Raw genomic sequence first — 15,451 nt, 5'->3', positions numbered from 1 at the left:
GCGCTCCTCGTTCGCTTCGGGTCGCTTCCGGTACCGCTACGCCTCGCGGCCTCAGGCCTTGGGCACGCGCACGATCAGCGCGTCGCCCTGGCCGCCGCCGCCGCACAGCGCGGCCGCGCCGACCCCGCCGCCGCGGCGCTTGAGCTCCAGGGCCAGGTGCAGCACCACACGGGCGCCGGACATGCCGATCGGGTGGCCCAGGGCGATCGCGCCACCGTTGACGTTCACCTTTTCCGGGGTCACGCCCAGGTCCTTCATTGACTGGACGGCGACCGCGGCGAAGGCCTCGTTGATCTCGATCAGGTCCAGGTCCGCGACGTCCAGGCCCTCCTTGGTCAGGGCGTGCCGGATGGCGTTGGACGGCTGCGACTGCAGCGAGTTGTCCGGGCCGGCCACGTTGCCGTGGGCGCCGATCTCGGCGATCCACTCCAGGCCCAGCTCCTCGGCCTTGGCCTTGCTCATCACGACCACGGCGGCGGCGCCGTCGGAGATCTGCGAGGAGGTGCCGGCGGTGATCGTGCCGTCCTTGGCGAAGGCCGGGCGCAGCTTGCCCAGGGACTCCACGGTGGTCTCCGGGCGCACGCCCTCGTCCACCGCGAAGACGACCGGCTCGCCCTTGCGCTGCGGGATCTCGACCGGGGTGATCTCGGCCTCGAACACACCGTTCTTCTGGGCGGCGGCGGCCCGCTGGTGCGAGAGCGCGGCGAACTCGTCCTGCGGGGCGCGCTCGATGCCCAGGCGGGTGTTGTGCTTCTCGGTGGACTCGCCCATGGCGATGCCCTCGAAGGCGTCCGTGAGGCCGTCGTAGGCCATGGCGTCGAGCATCTCGACGGCGCCGTACTTGTAGCCCTCGCGGGACTTGGGCAGCAGGTGCGGGGCGTTGGTCATCGACTCCTGGCCGCCGGCGACCACGATGTCGAACTCTCCGGCGCGGATGAGCTGGTCGGCGAGGGCGATGGCGTCGAGGCCCGAGAGGCAGACCTTGTTGATGGTCAGCGCGGGCACGCTCATCGGGATGCCGGCCTTGACGGCGGCCTGGCGGGCGGGGATCTGGCCGGCACCGGCCTGGAGGACCTGGCCCATGATCACGTACTGCACCTGGTCGCCGGAGATCCCGGCCCGGTCCAGCGCGGACTTGATGGCGAAACCGCCGAGGTCGGCGCCCGAGAAGGACTTCAGCGAGCCCAGCAGTCGTCCCATGGGCGTGCGGGCGCCTGCGACGATCACTGAAGTGGTGTTGTTCGTTCCGGACATGAGGCACAGCCCCTTGGATGAGGAGTGAACGAGGGTTTACGTCAATGTACTGAGCGGTACCGCGGCGGTCACCGGCCAGCCGGTGTGATCGCGCGCACGTTGCGTAACCGCCCTCGGTGGCAGTGCACTACTCCCATGCTGACAAGAATCGACCACATCGGGATCGCGTGCTTCGACCTCGACAAGACTGTCGAGTTCTACCGTGCCACCTACGGCTTCGAGGTGTTCCACACCGAGGTCAACGAGGAGCAGGGCGTGCGCGAGGCCATGCTCAAGATCAACGAGACCTCGGACGGCGGCGCCTCCTACCTCCAGCTCCTGGAGCCCACCCGCGAGGACTCCACCGTGGCCAAGTGGCTGGCCAAGAACGGCGAGGGTGTCCACCACATCGCCTTCGGCACCGCCGACGTCGACGCGGAGGCCGACGCGATCCGCGGCAAGGGGGTCCGCGTCCTGTACGACGAGCCCCGCCGGGGCTCGATGGGCTCCCGGATCACCTTCCTCCACCCCAAGGACTGCCACGGTGTCCTGACCGAACTGGTCACCTCGAACCCGGAGCACTGACCGCCCCTGTCCCCCGGCCGGTAGAGTGGCGTCTGGCTCGGCCGGGGTTCGGTGCGGAAGGGGTCGGGGCCTGAGATCCGCGCCCCGGCGTCTGACACCATTTCCCCGGGGGCGCCGTTCAGCGGGCGGACGGTGCTCTTTTGGGAGTGAGCTTGCGACCAGGGGACGGACGGGACCGCGCAGTGCGGGGCTACGAAAGCCAGGAGACTCATCAGGCTGAGGCCGACCATCTCTCGCGCTTCGAGGCCGAGATGGAGCGGCTGAAGAAGGAGCGCGAGAAGGCCGTCCAGCACGCCGAGGACCTGGGCTACCAGGTCGAGGTGCTGCGGGCCAAGCTCCACGAGGTGCGTCGCGCGCTCGCGTCCCGCCCTGCCTACGACAACCAGGACCTCGGCTACCAGGCCGAGCAGTTGCTGCGCAACGCACAGGTCCAGGCCGACCAGATGCGTTCCGACGCCGAACGCGAACTGCGCGAGGCCCGGGCCCAGACCCAGCGCATCCTCCAGGAGCACGCCGAGCACCAGGCGCGCCTGCAGGCCGAGCTGCACGCCGAGGCGGTCAACCGCCGCCAGCGGCTGGACCAGGAGCTCAACGAGCGCCGCCAGACCGTCGAGGCCCACGTCAACGAGAACGTGGCCTGGGCCGAGCAGCTGCGCGCCCGGACCGAGGCCCAGGCCCGCCGCCTGATGGAGGAGTCCCGCGCCGAGGCCGAGCAGTCGCTGAACGCCGCCCGGGCCGAGGCCGCACGGGTCGCCGAGGAGACCCGGCGCCGGATGGCCGAGGCCTCCGAGGGCGCCCGCGCCGAGGCCGAGGCGACCCTGCTGCGCGCCCGCAAGGAGGCCGAGCGGCTCCTGACCGCCGCCTCCAGCCAGGCGCAGGAGGCCACCGAGCACGCCGAGCGGCTGCGCACGTCCACCGCCGCCGAGGCCGAGCAGACCCGGCAGCAGACCCTGGACCTCGGCCGGGTGGCCGAGCAGCGGGTCACCGAGGCCGAGGCCGCCCTGCGCGACGCCCGGGCCGAGGCCGAGCGGGTGCTCGCCGAGGCCAAGGAGAGCGCGGCCCGCCAGCTCGCCTCCGCCGAGTCCGTCAACGAGCAGCGCACCCGCACCGCCAAGGAGCAGGTCGCCCGGCTGGTCACCGAGGCCACCAAGGAGGCCGAGGCCCTCAAGGCCGAGGCCGAGCACGCCCTGGCCGACGCCCGGGCCGAGGCCGAGCGGATCCGTACCGCGGCCGACGAGCAGGCCCGTACGGCCGCGGCCGAGGACACCGCCGCCCAGCTCGCCAAGGCCGCCCGGACCGCCGAGGAAGTACTGAACAAGGCCTCCGAGGACGCCCGGGCCACCACCCGGGCCGCCTCCGAGGAGGCCGAGCGGATCCGCCGCGAGGCCGAGGCGGAGGCCGAGCGGCTGCGCGCCCAGGCGGCGGCCACGGCCGAGCAGCTCAAGGGCGCGGCCAAGGACGACACCGAGGAGTACCGGGCCCGCACGGTCGAGCTCCAGGAGGAGGCCCGGCGGCTGCGCGGCGAGGCCGAGCAGCTGCGCTCGGAGGCCGTCGCCGAGGGCGAGCGGATCCGCGGCGAGGCCCGTCGCGAGGCCGTGCAGCAGATCGAGGAGGCGGCCAAGACCGCCGAGGAGCTGCTGACCAAGGCCAAGTCGGACGCCGACGAGCTGCGCGCCGGGGCCGGCGCCGAGAGCGAGCGGGTCCGCGCCGAGGCCATCGAGCGGGCCACGACCCTGCGCGCCCAGGCCGAGGAGACCCTGGAGCGCACCCGCGCCGAGGCCGAGCGGCTGCGCGCCGAGGCCGAGGAGGCCGCGCAGGCCCTGCGTGCCGAGGCGGACGCCGCGGCCCGGGCCCGCCGCGAGGAGACCGAGCAGGCGCTCGCCGCCAAGCGCGCCGAGGCCGAGGCGGAGCTCGCCCGGCTGCACCAGGACGCCGAGGGCCGGCTGGCCACGGCGGAGCAGACGCTGCGCGACGCCCGCGCGGCGGCCGAGGCCGTCCGCAAGGAGACCACGGAGGAGAACGACCGGCTGCGCGCCGAGGCCGCCGAGCGCATCCGTACGCTCCAGGCCCAGGCCGAGGCGGAGGCCACCCGGCTGCGCACGGACGCGGCCGACGACGCCGGCCGGGCCCGGGCCGAGGCCGAGCAGGTCGCCGTACGGCTGCGCACCGAGGCCGAGACCGAGGCCGAGCGGGTCCGTACCGAGGCGCAGGAGACCGCGGACCGGCTGCGCGCCGAGGCCAAGGCGGCGGCCGAGCGGGTCGCCGAGGAGGCCGCGGAGGCGCTGGCCGCCGCCCAGGAGGAGGCCGCGCGGCGCCGCCGGGAGGCCGAGGAGACCCTGGCCTCGGCGCGCACCGACGCCGACAACGAGCGGGCGCAGGCCCGCGAGCAGAGCGAGGAGCTGCTGGCGGCGGCCCGCCGCCGCTCGGAGGAGGCGCAGGCCGAGGCCGCCCGGCTCACCGAGGAGGCGGAGTCGCGCGCGGCCGAGCTGGTCGCAGCGGCCGAGGCCACCGCGCAGGCGGTACGGGACTCCGTGGCCGGGCTGCGCGAGGAGGCCGAGGAGGAGATCACCGGCCTGCGCAGCGCCGCCGAGCACGCGGCGGAGCGGACGCGGACCGAGGCGCAGGAGGAGGCGGACCGGGTCCGGGCCGACGCCTACGCCGAGCGGGAGCGGGCCACCGAGGACGCCAACCGCATCCGGACCGAGGCGCGGGCCGAGACCGACGCGGCCAAGGCGCTGGCCGAGCGGACGGTCGCGGACGCGATCACCGAGGCCGAGCAGACCCGCAGCGACACCGCGGAGTACGCGCAGCGGGTGCGCACCGAGGCGACCGACGCGCTGGCCGCCGCCGAGCGGGACGCGGCGCGCACCCGGGCCGACGCCCGCGAGGACGCCAACCGCATAAGGTCCGAGGCCGCGGTCTCCCTGGAGGAGTCCCGCGCCGAGGGCGTACGCATCCGCGAGGAGGCCACGGCCGAGGCCGAGCGGCTCGTCGAGGAGACCCGGGCCGCCAACGAGGCCACGGTCGGCGAGGCCCGGGCCGAGGCCGAGGCGCTGACCGCGCGGGCGGCGCAGACGCTGGCCGACGCCGAGCGCGACGCGGAGCGGACCCTGGACGAGGCCCGCGCCGAGGGCGCGCGCCTGATCGGCGAGGCCACCGCCGAGACCGAGCGGATGACCGTCGAGACCCGCGCGGCCAACGAACGCACGGTCGGCGAGGCCGCGGCCGAGGCCGAGCGGCTGCGCACCGAGGCCGCCGAGGCGCTGGACGCGGCCCGGGCCGAGGGCGGCCGGATCATCGGTGAGGCGACCGCGGAGGCGGAACGCGTCACCGCGGCGGCGAACGAGACGCTGGCCGGCGCGGAGCGGGAGTCCGAGCAGACGCTGGACGAGGCGCGCGCCGAGGCCAACCGGCTGCGCACCGAGGCCGCCGAGCAGGCCGACCGGCTCATCGCCGAGGCCACCTCGGAGGCGGACAAGCTCGGCGAGCAGACCCGTAAGGACAACGAGCGCACGGTCGGCGAGGCCGCGGCCGAGGCCGAGCGGCTGCGCGCGGAGGCGGCCGAGGCGCTGTCCTCGGCGCAGGAGCACGCCGCCCGCACCCGGGCCGAGGCCGAGCGGGTCGAGGCGGAGGCGGCGGCCGAGGCCGAGCGTCTGCGCACGGAGGCCCGCGAGGAGTCCGAGCGACTGCTGGACGAGGCCCGGGAGGCGGCCAACAAGCGCCGCACGGAGGCCGCGGAGCAGGTGGACCGGCTCATCACGGAGGCGACCGCCGAGGCCGAGAAGCTCACCTCGGACGCGGCGAAGCAGGCGCTGGCGGCCACGACCCAGGCCGAGGAGCAGGCGGACGCGATGGTGGACGCGGCGCGCAAGGAGGCGGCGCGGATCCGCTCGGAGGCGACCGTGGAGGGCAACTCGCTGGTGGAGAAGGCCCGTACGGACGCGGACGAGCTGCTGGTCGGCGCCCGCTCGGACGCGGCCGCCATAAGGGAGCGGGCCGAGGAGCTGCGCGGCCGGGTGGAGTCCGAGATCGAGGAGCTGCACGAGCGGGCCCGCCGGGAGACGGCGGAGCAGATGAAGTCCGCCGGGGAGCGCGTGGACAAGCTGGTGAAGGCCGCGACCGAGCAGAGCGCCGAGGCCGAGGCGAAGGCCAAGGCACTGGTGTCGGACGCGAGCAGCGAGGCCAGCAAGGTGCGCATCGCCGCGGTCCGCAAGGCCGAGACGCTGCTCAAGGAGGCCGAGCAGAAGAAGGCCGAGCTGTCCCGGCAGGCGGAGCAGGTGCTCGCCGAGGCCAAGGCGGAGGCCGAGCGGCTGGTCGAGGAGGGCCGCAAGGACCTGGAGGTCCTGGTGCGCCGGCGCGAGGACATCCAGGCGGAGATCTCCCGTGTCCAGGACGTGCTTGAGGCGTTGGAATCATTCGAGGCGCCTTCGGGCGGCGGACGGCCTTCGATCGGCGGCCAGGGCGCGGGGGGCGTCAAGGCCGGTGCGAGCGCGGGTTCCACTCGTCCGGGTGGGAAGGCGTCGGAGGGCTAGTCGGCGCGTGCGGATGTGTGCTCCTGATGAAGGTTCAGGCGAAGGAGTGAGAAGCATTCCGTCGCCTTGCCACTCAAAAGGGGTGTCATTGTCCGGAGCAAACGCGGATTGACTCGATGACACGCCGCTCCGGCGCCTAGGATTCCCCTTAACACCTCACGTAGCACCTCATCGGTCTCACTTCGACAGGAACCCCATGAGCGACACATCCTCCCCCTTCGGCTTCGAGCTCGTGCGGCGTGGTTACGACCGCGGTCAGGTGGACGACCGCATTACCAAGCTCGTCGCCGACCGTGACAGCGCCCTGTCCCGTATCAACTCGCTGGAGAAGCGCATCGAGGAGCTCCACCTCGAGACGCAGAACGCCCAGGCCCAGGTCTCCGACGCCGAGCCGTCGTACGCCGGTCTCGGCGCCCGGGTCGAGAAGATCCTGCGGCTCGCCGAGGAGGAGGCCAAGGACCTGCGCGAGGAGGCCCGGCGCGCGGCCGAGCAGCACCGCGAGCTCGCCGAGTCGGCGGCCCAGCAGGTGCGCAACGACGCCGAGAGCTTCGCCGCCGACCGCAAGGCCAAGGCGGAGGACGAGGGCGTCCGGATCGTCGAGAAGGCCAAGGGCGACGCCGCGACCCTGCGTGCGGAGGCCCAGAAGGACGCCGCCTCCAAGCGCGAGGAGGCCGACGCCCTGTTCGAGGAGACCCGCGCCAAGGCCGCCCAGGCCGCCGCGGACTTCGAGACCAACCTCGCCAAGCGTCGCGAGCAGTCCGAGCGCGACCTCGCCTCCCGCCAGGCCAAGGCCGAGAAGCGGCTGGCCGAGATCGAGCACCGGGCCGAGCAGCTGCGCCTGGAGGCGGAGAAGCTGCGCACCGACGCCGAGCGCCGCGCCCGCCAGACGGTGGAGACCGCGCAGCGCCAGGCCGAGGACATCGTGGCCGACGCCAACGCCAAGGCGGACCGCATCCGCAGCGAGTCCGAGCGCGAGCTGGCGGCGCTGACCAACCGTCGGGACTCCATCAACGCCCAGCTCACCAACGTCCGCGAGATGCTGGCGACCCTGACCGGTGCCGCGGTGGCCGCGGCCACCCCGAACCTGGACGACGAGCCGGTCACCCGCGGCGTTCCGGCCCAGCAGACCCGCTAGTCCCGCTCCCGGCGCGCACGCCGGCACCACCACCCCCGTGGCCGAGGGCCCTGCGCCACCTTTCGAGGTGACGTAGGGCCCTCGGGCGTTCTAGCGTGGCCCGTATGATCGAGCTCGAGGCCCTCACCAAACGTTTCGGCGACAAGATCGCCGTGGACCACCTCAGCTTCCAGGTCAGGCCGGGGGTGGTCACCGGCTTCCTCGGCCCCAACGGGGCGGGCAAGTCCACGACCATGCGCATGATGCTCGACCTCGACAACCCGACCAGCGGCACGGTCCGGATCGACGGCAAGCACTACCGGGACCTGCCGGAACCGCTGAAGCACATCGGTGCGCTGCTGGACGCCAAGGCCATGCACGGCGGGCGCAGCGCGTACAACAACCTTCTGTGCCTGGCCCAGTCGAACCGGATCCCGGAGCGGCGGGTCGGCGAGGTCCTGGACCTCGTCGGGCTGTCGGCGGTGGCGAAGAAGAAGTCGAAAGGTTTCTCCCTGGGCATGGGGCAGCGGCTGGGAATCGCCGCCGCACTGCTCGGTGATCCGGAGATCCTCATGTTCGACGAACCGGTCAACGGCCTGGACCCGGAGGGAATTCTCTGGATCCGCAATCTGATGAAGGGGCTGGCCGGAGAGGGACGGACGATCTTCGTGTCCTCCCACTTGATGAGCGAAATGGCATTGACCGCCGACCATTTGATCGTGATCGGTCAAGGGAAGCTCCTTGCCGACACCTCGATGTCTGATTTCATTCACCAAAACTCCCGGGCATATGTACGACTCCGCTCACCGCAGCAGGAACAGCTCAAGGACCTCCTGCACGCCCAGGGCATCACCGCGGTCGAGGTCCCGGGCGCGGGCGCGCTGGAGGTCGACGGGGTCGGCGCCGAGCGGCTCGGCGAACTGGCCGCGGAACACCGCATCGTGCTGCACGAACTGAGCCCGCAACGGGCGTCACTGGAGGAAGCCTTCATGCGTATGACGGCGGACGCGGTCGAGTACCACGCCCACGCCATCGGCCACCCGGGAGCCCCGGACAACCCGGCCCGGCCGGCCGACGTCCCGGCGTGGGGAGCAGGCTTCGACGCGACGCACAAGGGCGGTAACTAGCCATGTCCACCTTCCCCGCCGTCCTCCGGTCCGAGTGGACCAAGATCCGTACCGTGGCCTCGACGATCTGGACGCTGGTCGCCGCCCTGGTCGTCACCGTGGGCATCAGCGCCGGGCTGTGCGCGGTGTTCAACTCCACCTTCGACTCCATGCCCGACGTCCAGAAGGCCACCTTCGACCCGACCCTCGCCAGCTTCGCCGGGATGAGCCTCGGCCAGCTCGCGATGATCGTTTTCGGTGTGCTGGTGGTCGGCAGCGAGTACAGCACCGGCATGGTCCGCACCTCGCTGGCCGCCGTACCCCGCCGGGCCACCTTCCTGGCCGGGAAGCTGCTGGTCGCCACCGTGCTGGCGCTGGTGGTGGGTCTGGTCACCAGCTTCCTGTCCTTCTTCCTGGGCCAGGCGATCCTGGGCGACCACAGCATCGGCATCGACGGGCCGAACGTCCTGCGGGCCGTGATCGGCGCCGGTCTCTACATGGCCCTGATCGCCCTGTTCTCGATGGGCGTGGCGACGATGCTGCGCAGCTCGATGCTCTCGCTCGGCATCCTGATGCCGTTCTTCTTCCTGATCTCGACCATCCTCGGCAACGTGGAGGCGACCCGGAAGGTGGCCCAGTGGTTCCCCGACCGGGCCGGGTCGATGATCATGCAGACGGTTCCGGAGGCCATGGGCAGCGACCCGGCCCCCTACGGCCCGTGGGGCGGCCTCGGGATCATGGTCCTGTGGGTCGTCGCGGCCGTGCTCGGCGGCTACCTGGTGCTCAAGCAGCGCGACGCCTGAGACGGACCCTGAGGGGGATCCCCGGGTCGGGCTCAGGGGTGGCTCAGGGTTCGGCCCGGGACGGAACCGAACGACGCTCGATATCCTCTTAAGCCTTACCCGGACGAAATGCGTCCGTATCGCAAGGGGCAGAGGATGATCGAGGCAGTCGGCCTGACCAAGCGCTACGGCGCCAAGACCGCCGTCGACCAGCTGTCCTTCCAGGTCAGGCCCGGTCATGTCACCGGCTTCCTGGGGCCCAACGGCTCCGGGAAGTCCACCACCATGCGGATGATCCTCGGCCTGGACCGTCCCACCGCCGGTCATGTCACGATCAACGGCTCGCCGTTCCGGGAGCTGCCCAACGCCCAGCGGCACGTCGGCGCCCTGCTGGACGCCAAGGCCGTGCACGGCGGCCGGCGGGCCCGGACCCATCTGCTGGCCCTCGCCCAGCTCTCCGGGATCCCGGAGAAGCGGGTCGACGAGGTGCTCGGGGTGGTCGGCCTCCAGGACGTGGCCCGGATGCGGACCAAGGCCTTCTCCCTCGGCATGGGCCAGCGGCTGGGCATCGCCGCCGCCCTGCTCGGCGACCCCCAGGTGCTGCTGTTCGACGAGCCCGTCAACGGGCTGGACCCCGAGGGCATCCTGTGGGTGCGCAACCTCATGCGCCGGCTGGCCTCCGAGGGCCGGACCGTGTTCGTCTCCTCGCACCTGATGAGCGAGATGGCCCTGACCGCCGACCACCTGATCGTGATCGGGCGGGGCCGGCTGCTGGCCGACATGGGCGTGCAGGAGTTCATCGCCCACAACTCGGCCGGATTCGCTCGGGTCCGCGTGGCCGACACCGATCGTCATGGCGCACAAGCGCTGGGTGAGACCCTCGTGAAGGCTGGGGGCCGGGTGCTCAAGGAGCCCGACGGCGCCCTGCGGGTGACGGGCCTCACCCTGCCGCAGGTCTCGGACCTCGCCCACGAGGCCGGCGTCCGGCTGTGGGAGCTCTCCCCGCACCGGGCCTCGCTGGAGGAGGCGTACATGCGGCTCACCCAGAGCTCGGTCGAGTACACCTCCACCGACGACCCCCGCGCCGAACTGTTCGCACCCGAGCCGCTGACCGTCCCCGCCTGGGAGGACGAGAGCGCGCACGCGGTGTCGGGCCCGACCGCCGCCGCCTTCTACGCTCCCCCGCCCCCGGGCGCCGACCGCCCCTTCCTGATGCCCAGCCGCCCGGCCGACCTGGCCGGTCCCGCGAACGACTCCGAGGACGCCCGATGACCGCACCGACCCCGCAGCCCGCGCGCACCGCGGCCGCGTCGTCCGGGGCCACGCCGTCCGCAGCCGCCCCGGTGGCGTACACCTCGCCGCTGCCGACCCCGCGGCCGCACCTGGGCCACGCCATCGCCTCCGAGTGGACCAAGATGGCTTCGGTGCGCTCGACCGTGCTGACCCTCGGCTCGCTGGTGCTGCTGGTGGTCGGGATCGGGCTGGCCGCCGTCTCGCAGACCTCCGGGGAGAACTTCCGCGGGACCCCCTACACCGCGCCCGCGCTGTTCGGGCTGCTGGTCGGGCAGCTCGCGGTGATGGTCCTGGGCGTGCTGACCATGACGTCGGAGCACGGCACCGGGCTGATCCGCACCACCTTCACCGCCGCCCCCGACCGCCACCGGGTGCTGACCGCGAAGTACCTGGTGGTCGCCGGGGTCAGCTTCGTCGCGATCGCGGCCTCCGTGACCTTCGTCGCGCTGGCCGGGGCGATCGTGCACCACCGGCCCGACGCCGGCCCGCACGACATCCCCCGCGAGCTGCTCGGCGGACTCGCCGGCAGCTTCTACGTCACCCTGCTCGGCGTTCTGGCGCTGGCGGTCGGGGCCCTCGTACGGCACTCCGCGGGCGGGATCGCGGTGATGATCGGCGTCGTCACCGTGCCGCCGTTCACCGGCGGGATGCTCTCCATGTGGGAGGCCACCCAGCCGGTCGGCTCGGCCCTGATCCGGTACAACTCCCCCGTGGCGCTGATGCAGCTCTTCGGTCTGCCCGACGCCGACACCGGCAGCATCCCCCCGGCCTGGGTCCACTTCGCCCTGCTGTTCCTCGTGACGGGCGCGGCGGTGGCGGGCTCGTACCTGGCGGTGGGCCGCCGCGACGTCTGACCGGCCCCTCCCCCGGGACTCGGGACTCCTAGTGCCGGGGCGCGTTACGGGACCGCTGCACCCGCGTGGTGCGGCGGTCCTTGGCGTTCCAGCAGGCCTTGTGCCAGTGCCGGCGGTCGTCCACGCCGCCGTACTGGGGCCAGGCCACCACGTGCGGGGTGGCCGGCGGGATCTCCTGGTCGCAGCCGGGGCAGCGGTAGCGCTTGCCGGCCGCGCCGGCGCCGGAGACGTGCCGGACCGTCCACTCCTCGCCGAGGTACTCCTCGGTGCGTTCCAGGCCGTAGCGGTCCGGCCCGCCGTCGCCTCGGCGGTCGGCCGGGTGGTCGCCGCCCTTGGGGCGGTTGTGACGCGGGGACACGTATACCTCACGGATCGGCGGGGGCAAGGAATTTTCTCCCAGACTACGCGCCGCACACCTGGGTACCCGCAGGGTGGTCACAGGTGGCCGCGACGGATTCCCCGACAATCTCAATAACTTTCATATCAGGCCGTGCCTTTGGCACGTGTCAGACGTTGTTGCCAGCAGAAGACCCGACGATCGGACTCAGGACACATCGGTCCACCTGGGGGAGGCCGCGTCAGCCGCGAGGAGGCGAGGAGCGATGCGCGTAGGAGCGTTTGTACTGGCGGCCCAGTTCCCGGGCCAGGGTGCCGGGGAGGCACTGCACCGGGCGGTACGGACCGCCGAGGTGGCCGAGGAGTCCGGGCTGGACTCGGTCTGGCTGGCCGAGCACCACTTCGTGCCGTACGGGGTCTGCCCGTCGGCGGTGACCCTGGCCGCCCTGCTGCTGGGGCGGACCCGGCGGCTGCGGGTGGGCACGGCCGTGAGCGTGGTGCCCAACACCCACCCGGTGGCCCTGGCGGAGCAGGCGGCGCTGCTGCACCTGACCTCCGGCGGCCGGTTCACCCTCGGGGTGGGGCGGGGCGGGCCCTGGGTGGACCTGGAGGTGTTCGGCGGCGGGCTGGAGGCGTACGAGCACTCCTTCCCCGAGGCCCTGGAGCTGATCACGCGCTGGCTGTCCGAGCCCCGGGTGGGGGCCGCCGGGGAGCACTTCGCCTTCCGCGAGGTGGCCGTCGTACCGCGTGCCTCGGAGGCGCTGGACGCGGACGCGGCGGCCCCCGAGGTGGTGGTGGCGTGCACCACCCCGACGTCGGTGCGGCTGGCGGCCGAGCGCGGGCTGCCGATGCTGCTGGGCATGCACTGCGGGGACGAGGAGAAGGCCTCGATGGTCGCGCTGTGGCGGGAGACCGCGCGGGCGGCCGGCCATCCGCCGTCCCTGGTGGCGGAGGCCGGTCATGTCTCCGCGGGCGTCTGCCAGCTCGCCGACCGCACGGCCGACGCCCGCGAATCCCTCCTGAAGGCGCTCCCCGGCTGGCTGAAACAGGGGCTGGACGCCCATGTGACGGTGGACGGCCGGCACCGTGCGATGCGGGACCCGGTCGCGTACACCGAACTGCTGTGCTCGCTGCACCCGGTGGGCACCCCCCGGCTGGCCGCGGACCGGCTGGCGGTCACGGCCGAGCGGACCGGGATCACCCGCTTCGCGCTGCTGACCGAGGGCTCCGGCGACCTCGCGGCGACCGAGGAGAACGTACGACGGCTGGGCGCCGAGGTCCTGCCCCGCCTCGGCTGACGCCCTGGCGCCGACGCCCCGGCCGCGGCCGGCGCCCGGCCGGGAGCCTGGCCGTGCCCGCCGCTGGCCGCCGCTCCGGTGTCCCGTCGCACCTCGCGCGACGCGGAGCGGCAGCAGAGCCCCGGCGGGCAGCGGGGGTCAGCAGTCCCGCAGTTCCGGGGACTGGTTGAGCAGCTGTCCCCGGATCGAGGTGAACTTGGCGAGCCGGTCGTCGGCGGACGGGTCCAGCGGGAACACCGCGACGCGGTGGCAGTTCTGGAAGGCGAGCCGGACGCCGAAGTGCCGCTGGAGGGCACCGCGGATGGCGTCACTCGCCAGTGCACGCAGCAGCTGGCCGCGCGCCTGCTCGTTGGGGGGCGGCGTCTGGTTGTCGGCGAACTCTCCGCCGTCGACCTTGAGCTGGGCCACCAACGAGCTGATCATCTCCCAGGCGTAAGGCAGGGAGGTCCGGACGCAGTCGACGAAGGCGGCTTCGTCGACCTCGCCTCGCTCGGCCTGTTCGAGTAGGGCCGGTGAGACGTCGAGCGACATGGGTTCTCCTCTCGCGACCCCGGCGGCTTTTGGGTTGCCGGAGTCTTACGGGCAGGGAAGGAGGCCGCACCACACGCGGCAACGCAGTGTGCGCGTTCGACAACCTCCTGCTAACACGGTAGGCGCCCCATGGGTACGGCACCAGGAGAATGCGCATACAACGCGCCATCGGCGAACGGGGCTTTCGGGGGCGAATCGCGTGGAGGGGGGTCGGTCGAGTAGCGTTGCCGACCATGCGTCTCGTCATCGCCCGCTGCTCCGTCGACTACGCGGGCCGGCTCACCGCCCATCTGCCCTCCGCACCCCGTCTGATCCTCGTGAAGGCCGACGGCAGTGTCTCGATCCACGCGGACGACCGGGCGTACAAGCCCCTCAACTGGATGTCCCCGCCGTGCACCCTCAAGGAGGGGGCCGGGGACGAGGCCGGGGTGTGGACGGTCGTCAACAAGGCGGGCGAGAAGCTCATCATCACGATGGAGGAAGTGCTCCACGACTCCTCCCACGAGCTGGGCGTCGACCCCGGCCTGATCAAGGACGGCGTCGAGGCGCACCTGCAGGAACTGCTGGCCGACCGCATCGAGACGCTCGGTGAGGGGTACACGCTGATCCGCCGCGAGTACATGACGGCGATCGGCCCGGTCGACATCCTGTGCCGCGACGCCGACGGCGGGACCGTGGCCGTCGAGATCAAGCGGCGCGGTGAGATCGACGGCGTGGAGCAGCTGACCCGGTACCTGGAGCTGCTCAACCGCGATCCGCACCTGGCGCCGGTCAAGGGCGTGTTCGCGGCCCAGGAGATCAAGCCGCAGGCGCGGGTGCTGGCGACGGACCGGGGCATGGAGTGCGTGGTCCTGGACTACGACGCGCTGCGCGGCATCGAGGACGACAAGCTGAGGCTGTTCTAGGCCGAGCGTTCGCTGCGGCCGTGCGCGGCCGTGACGCATGACGGGGCCGGTCCCTTTCCCAGGGGCCGGCCCCGCGTGCGTTCAGCCGCTGGTGGCGGTGCCGGACGGGCCCTGCGGCTGCCCCGCGGAGACGGTCGGCGTGCCCGGGGACTGCGAGGGCGAGCCCCCCTGGCTCTGGGTCGGGCTCGGGCTCGGGCCGGGGTCGGCCGAGGACTCCGAGGGCTTCGGGGCCGACGGGGACGTGCCCGGGGACGCGGGCTTCGTCGTCGGGCGCCGGGTGGGGCCGCCGGTGCCGGGGCCGGCGCCCGCACCGGGGCTGCCGGCCGTGGACGTCGGGGCCGTGGCCGTGCCGCCGGGGCCGGAGGGCCGGTCGCCCTCGGGCGGGGCCGTGGCGCCGCCGGTGCCCGGCGGGGTGGCCGGGTCCTGTGCAGGATCGTTCCCTCCGGGGACCGCGTCCGGGCGGGAGGAGCCGGGGGTCGGGGAGGTGGCCGGGGCGCCGGGGTCGTCGTCGGAGGACATGGCCAGGGCGGCCACCGTGCCGAGCACGACGGCCACCAGGGCTCCGCCGGCGGCCAGCAGGGCGGGGCGCCGGCGCCCCGCGGCCCACGCCGCCGCCACCGACCGGCCACCGTGCCCGTCGGCCGAAGCCGGGGCCGCGGCCGGCGCCGCTGCACGCGGCGCGGGCGTCCCGGCCGCCGGGAACACGTCCTCGAACACCTGGGACAAGGTCTGCGGATCGGTGCCGCCGGCCCCCACGGGCCGAATCACCTGAGTAACAGCCTCCCCGGCCTGCCCGCCCCCGGCCGCGCTGCCGGAGGCAGCGCGGCCGGGGGCGGGCAGGCCGGGGAGGCTGTTACTCAGGTGATTCGGCCCGTGGGGGCC

At 73.3% G+C, this 15,451-nt stretch carries 13 protein-coding genes; 9 read left to right on the top strand and 4 right to left on the bottom strand.

Annotation, left to right across the window (positions count from 1 at the left end):
* Positions 1 to 51: 51 nt before the first annotated feature.
* Positions 52 to 1,254 carry an acetyl-CoA C-acetyltransferase gene (locus EF918_RS05430; RefSeq protein ID WP_125641599.1) on the bottom strand — a complete coding sequence of 401 codons (1,203 nt, stop codon included), beginning with the start codon at positions 1,252 to 1,254 and terminating at the stop codon, positions 52 to 54.
* A 135-nt stretch (positions 1,255 to 1,389) separates the two neighbouring features.
* Between EF918_RS05430 and mce the strand changes: the two genes are divergently transcribed.
* The 7 genes from mce (at position 1,390) to EF918_RS05395 (ending at position 11,499) form a co-directional block, all read left to right on the top strand.
* Positions 1,390 to 1,818 carry a methylmalonyl-CoA epimerase gene (gene mce / locus EF918_RS05425; protein ID WP_125641596.1) on the top strand — a complete coding sequence of 143 codons (429 nt, stop codon included), beginning with the start codon at positions 1,390 to 1,392 and terminating at the stop codon, positions 1,816 to 1,818.
* A gap of 182 nt (positions 1,819 to 2,000) precedes the next feature.
* Positions 2,001 to 6,350 (top strand): polarized growth protein Scy, encoded by a 4,350-nt coding sequence (gene scy / locus EF918_RS05420; protein ID WP_125641593.1) that lies wholly within the window; start codon positions 2,001 to 2,003, stop codon positions 6,348 to 6,350.
* 196 nt (positions 6,351 to 6,546) lie between these two features.
* Positions 6,547 to 7,485 carry a cellulose-binding protein gene (locus EF918_RS05415; RefSeq protein WP_125641590.1) on the top strand — a complete coding sequence of 313 codons (939 nt, stop codon included), beginning with the start codon at positions 6,547 to 6,549 and terminating at the stop codon, positions 7,483 to 7,485.
* Positions 7,486 to 7,589: 104 nt separating this feature from the next.
* Positions 7,590 to 8,591 carry an ABC transporter ATP-binding protein gene (locus tag EF918_RS05410; protein ID WP_125641587.1) on the top strand — a complete coding sequence of 334 codons (1,002 nt, stop codon included), beginning with the start codon at positions 7,590 to 7,592 and terminating at the stop codon, positions 8,589 to 8,591.
* A 2-nt stretch (positions 8,592 to 8,593) separates the two neighbouring features.
* Positions 8,594 to 9,373 carry an ABC transporter permease subunit gene (locus tag EF918_RS05405; protein ID WP_125641584.1) on the top strand — a complete coding sequence of 260 codons (780 nt, stop codon included), beginning with the start codon at positions 8,594 to 8,596 and terminating at the stop codon, positions 9,371 to 9,373.
* 135 nt (positions 9,374 to 9,508) lie between these two features.
* Positions 9,509 to 10,624, top strand: coding sequence for an ABC transporter ATP-binding protein (locus EF918_RS05400; RefSeq protein ID WP_125641581.1), 1,116 nt, complete (start codon positions 9,509 to 9,511; stop codon positions 10,622 to 10,624).
* Positions 10,621 to 11,499: an ABC transporter permease gene (locus EF918_RS05395; protein WP_260609831.1), complete on the top strand. Its 879-nt coding sequence runs from the start codon at positions 10,621 to 10,623 to the stop codon at positions 11,497 to 11,499. Before EF918_RS05400 ends, EF918_RS05395 begins: the two co-directional genes overlap by 4 nt.
* A gap of 28 nt (positions 11,500 to 11,527) precedes the next feature.
* Here the strand turns inward: EF918_RS05395 and EF918_RS05390 are convergent, their stop codons facing one another.
* Positions 11,528 to 11,857, bottom strand: coding sequence for an ATP/GTP-binding protein (locus EF918_RS05390; RefSeq protein WP_125641578.1), 330 nt, complete (start codon positions 11,855 to 11,857; stop codon positions 11,528 to 11,530).
* A gap of 244 nt (positions 11,858 to 12,101) precedes the next feature.
* Between EF918_RS05390 and EF918_RS05385 the strand changes: the two genes are divergently transcribed.
* On the top strand, positions 12,102 to 13,133 hold the full coding sequence (locus tag EF918_RS05385; protein WP_125641575.1) for an LLM class flavin-dependent oxidoreductase: 1,032 nt from the start codon (positions 12,102 to 12,104) through the stop codon (positions 13,131 to 13,133).
* A gap of 138 nt (positions 13,134 to 13,271) precedes the next feature.
* Here EF918_RS05385 and EF918_RS05380 read toward each other — a convergent pair whose 3' ends face one another.
* Positions 13,272 to 13,664 carry an SCO5389 family protein gene (locus EF918_RS05380; RefSeq protein ID WP_125641572.1) on the bottom strand — a complete coding sequence of 131 codons (393 nt, stop codon included), beginning with the start codon at positions 13,662 to 13,664 and terminating at the stop codon, positions 13,272 to 13,274.
* Between the two features lie 233 nt (positions 13,665 to 13,897).
* On the opposite strand from EF918_RS05380, the gene nucS reads away from it, so the two are divergent.
* The gene (nucS, locus tag EF918_RS05375) at positions 13,898 to 14,569 is read left to right on the top strand and encodes an endonuclease NucS (protein WP_125641568.1); all 672 of its coding nucleotides are present in this window, start codon (positions 13,898 to 13,900) and stop codon (positions 14,567 to 14,569) included.
* A gap of 81 nt (positions 14,570 to 14,650) precedes the next feature.
* On the opposite strand, the gene EF918_RS05370 is transcribed toward nucS, so the two are convergent.
* Positions 14,651 to 15,325 carry a hypothetical protein gene (locus tag EF918_RS05370; RefSeq protein WP_125641565.1) on the bottom strand — a complete coding sequence of 225 codons (675 nt, stop codon included), beginning with the start codon at positions 15,323 to 15,325 and terminating at the stop codon, positions 14,651 to 14,653.
* Between the last annotated feature and the right edge of the window lie 126 nt (positions 15,326 to 15,451).

The sequence above is a fragment of the Streptomyces sp. WAC06614 genome (assembly GCF_003949795.1).
In the GTDB taxonomy this organism is placed as follows: domain Bacteria; phylum Actinomycetota; class Actinomycetes; order Streptomycetales; family Streptomycetaceae; genus Streptomyces.
This window is presented reverse-complemented; position numbering and strand designations above follow the sequence as displayed.

What these genes read in the sequence shown, in the direction of transcription:
- EF918_RS05385 (WP_125641575.1), top strand. Translation starts at nt 12,102, where the DNA reads ATGCGCGTAGGAGCGTTTGTACTGGCGGCCCAGTTCCCGGGCCAGGGT.
- EF918_RS05380 (WP_125641572.1), bottom strand. Translation starts at nt 13,664, where the DNA reads ATGTCGCTCGACGTCTCACCGGCCCTACTCGAACAGGCCGAGCGAGGC.
- nucS (WP_125641568.1), top strand. Translation starts at nt 13,898, where the DNA reads ATGCGTCTCGTCATCGCCCGCTGCTCCGTCGACTACGCGGGCCGGCTC.
- mce (WP_125641596.1), top strand. Translation starts at nt 1,390, where the DNA reads ATGCTGACAAGAATCGACCACATCGGGATCGCGTGCTTCGACCTCGAC.
- EF918_RS05430 (WP_125641599.1), bottom strand. Translation starts at nt 1,254, where the DNA reads ATGTCCGGAACGAACAACACCACTTCAGTGATCGTCGCAGGCGCCCGC.
- EF918_RS05410 (WP_125641587.1), top strand. Translation starts at nt 7,590, where the DNA reads ATGATCGAGCTCGAGGCCCTCACCAAACGTTTCGGCGACAAGATCGCC.
- EF918_RS05415 (WP_125641590.1), top strand. Translation starts at nt 6,547, where the DNA reads ATGAGCGACACATCCTCCCCCTTCGGCTTCGAGCTCGTGCGGCGTGGT.
- EF918_RS05395 (WP_260609831.1), top strand. Translation starts at nt 10,621, where the DNA reads ATGACCGCACCGACCCCGCAGCCCGCGCGCACCGCGGCCGCGTCGTCC.
- EF918_RS05405 (WP_125641584.1), top strand. Translation starts at nt 8,594, where the DNA reads ATGTCCACCTTCCCCGCCGTCCTCCGGTCCGAGTGGACCAAGATCCGT.
- EF918_RS05400 (WP_125641581.1), top strand. Translation starts at nt 9,509, where the DNA reads ATGATCGAGGCAGTCGGCCTGACCAAGCGCTACGGCGCCAAGACCGCC.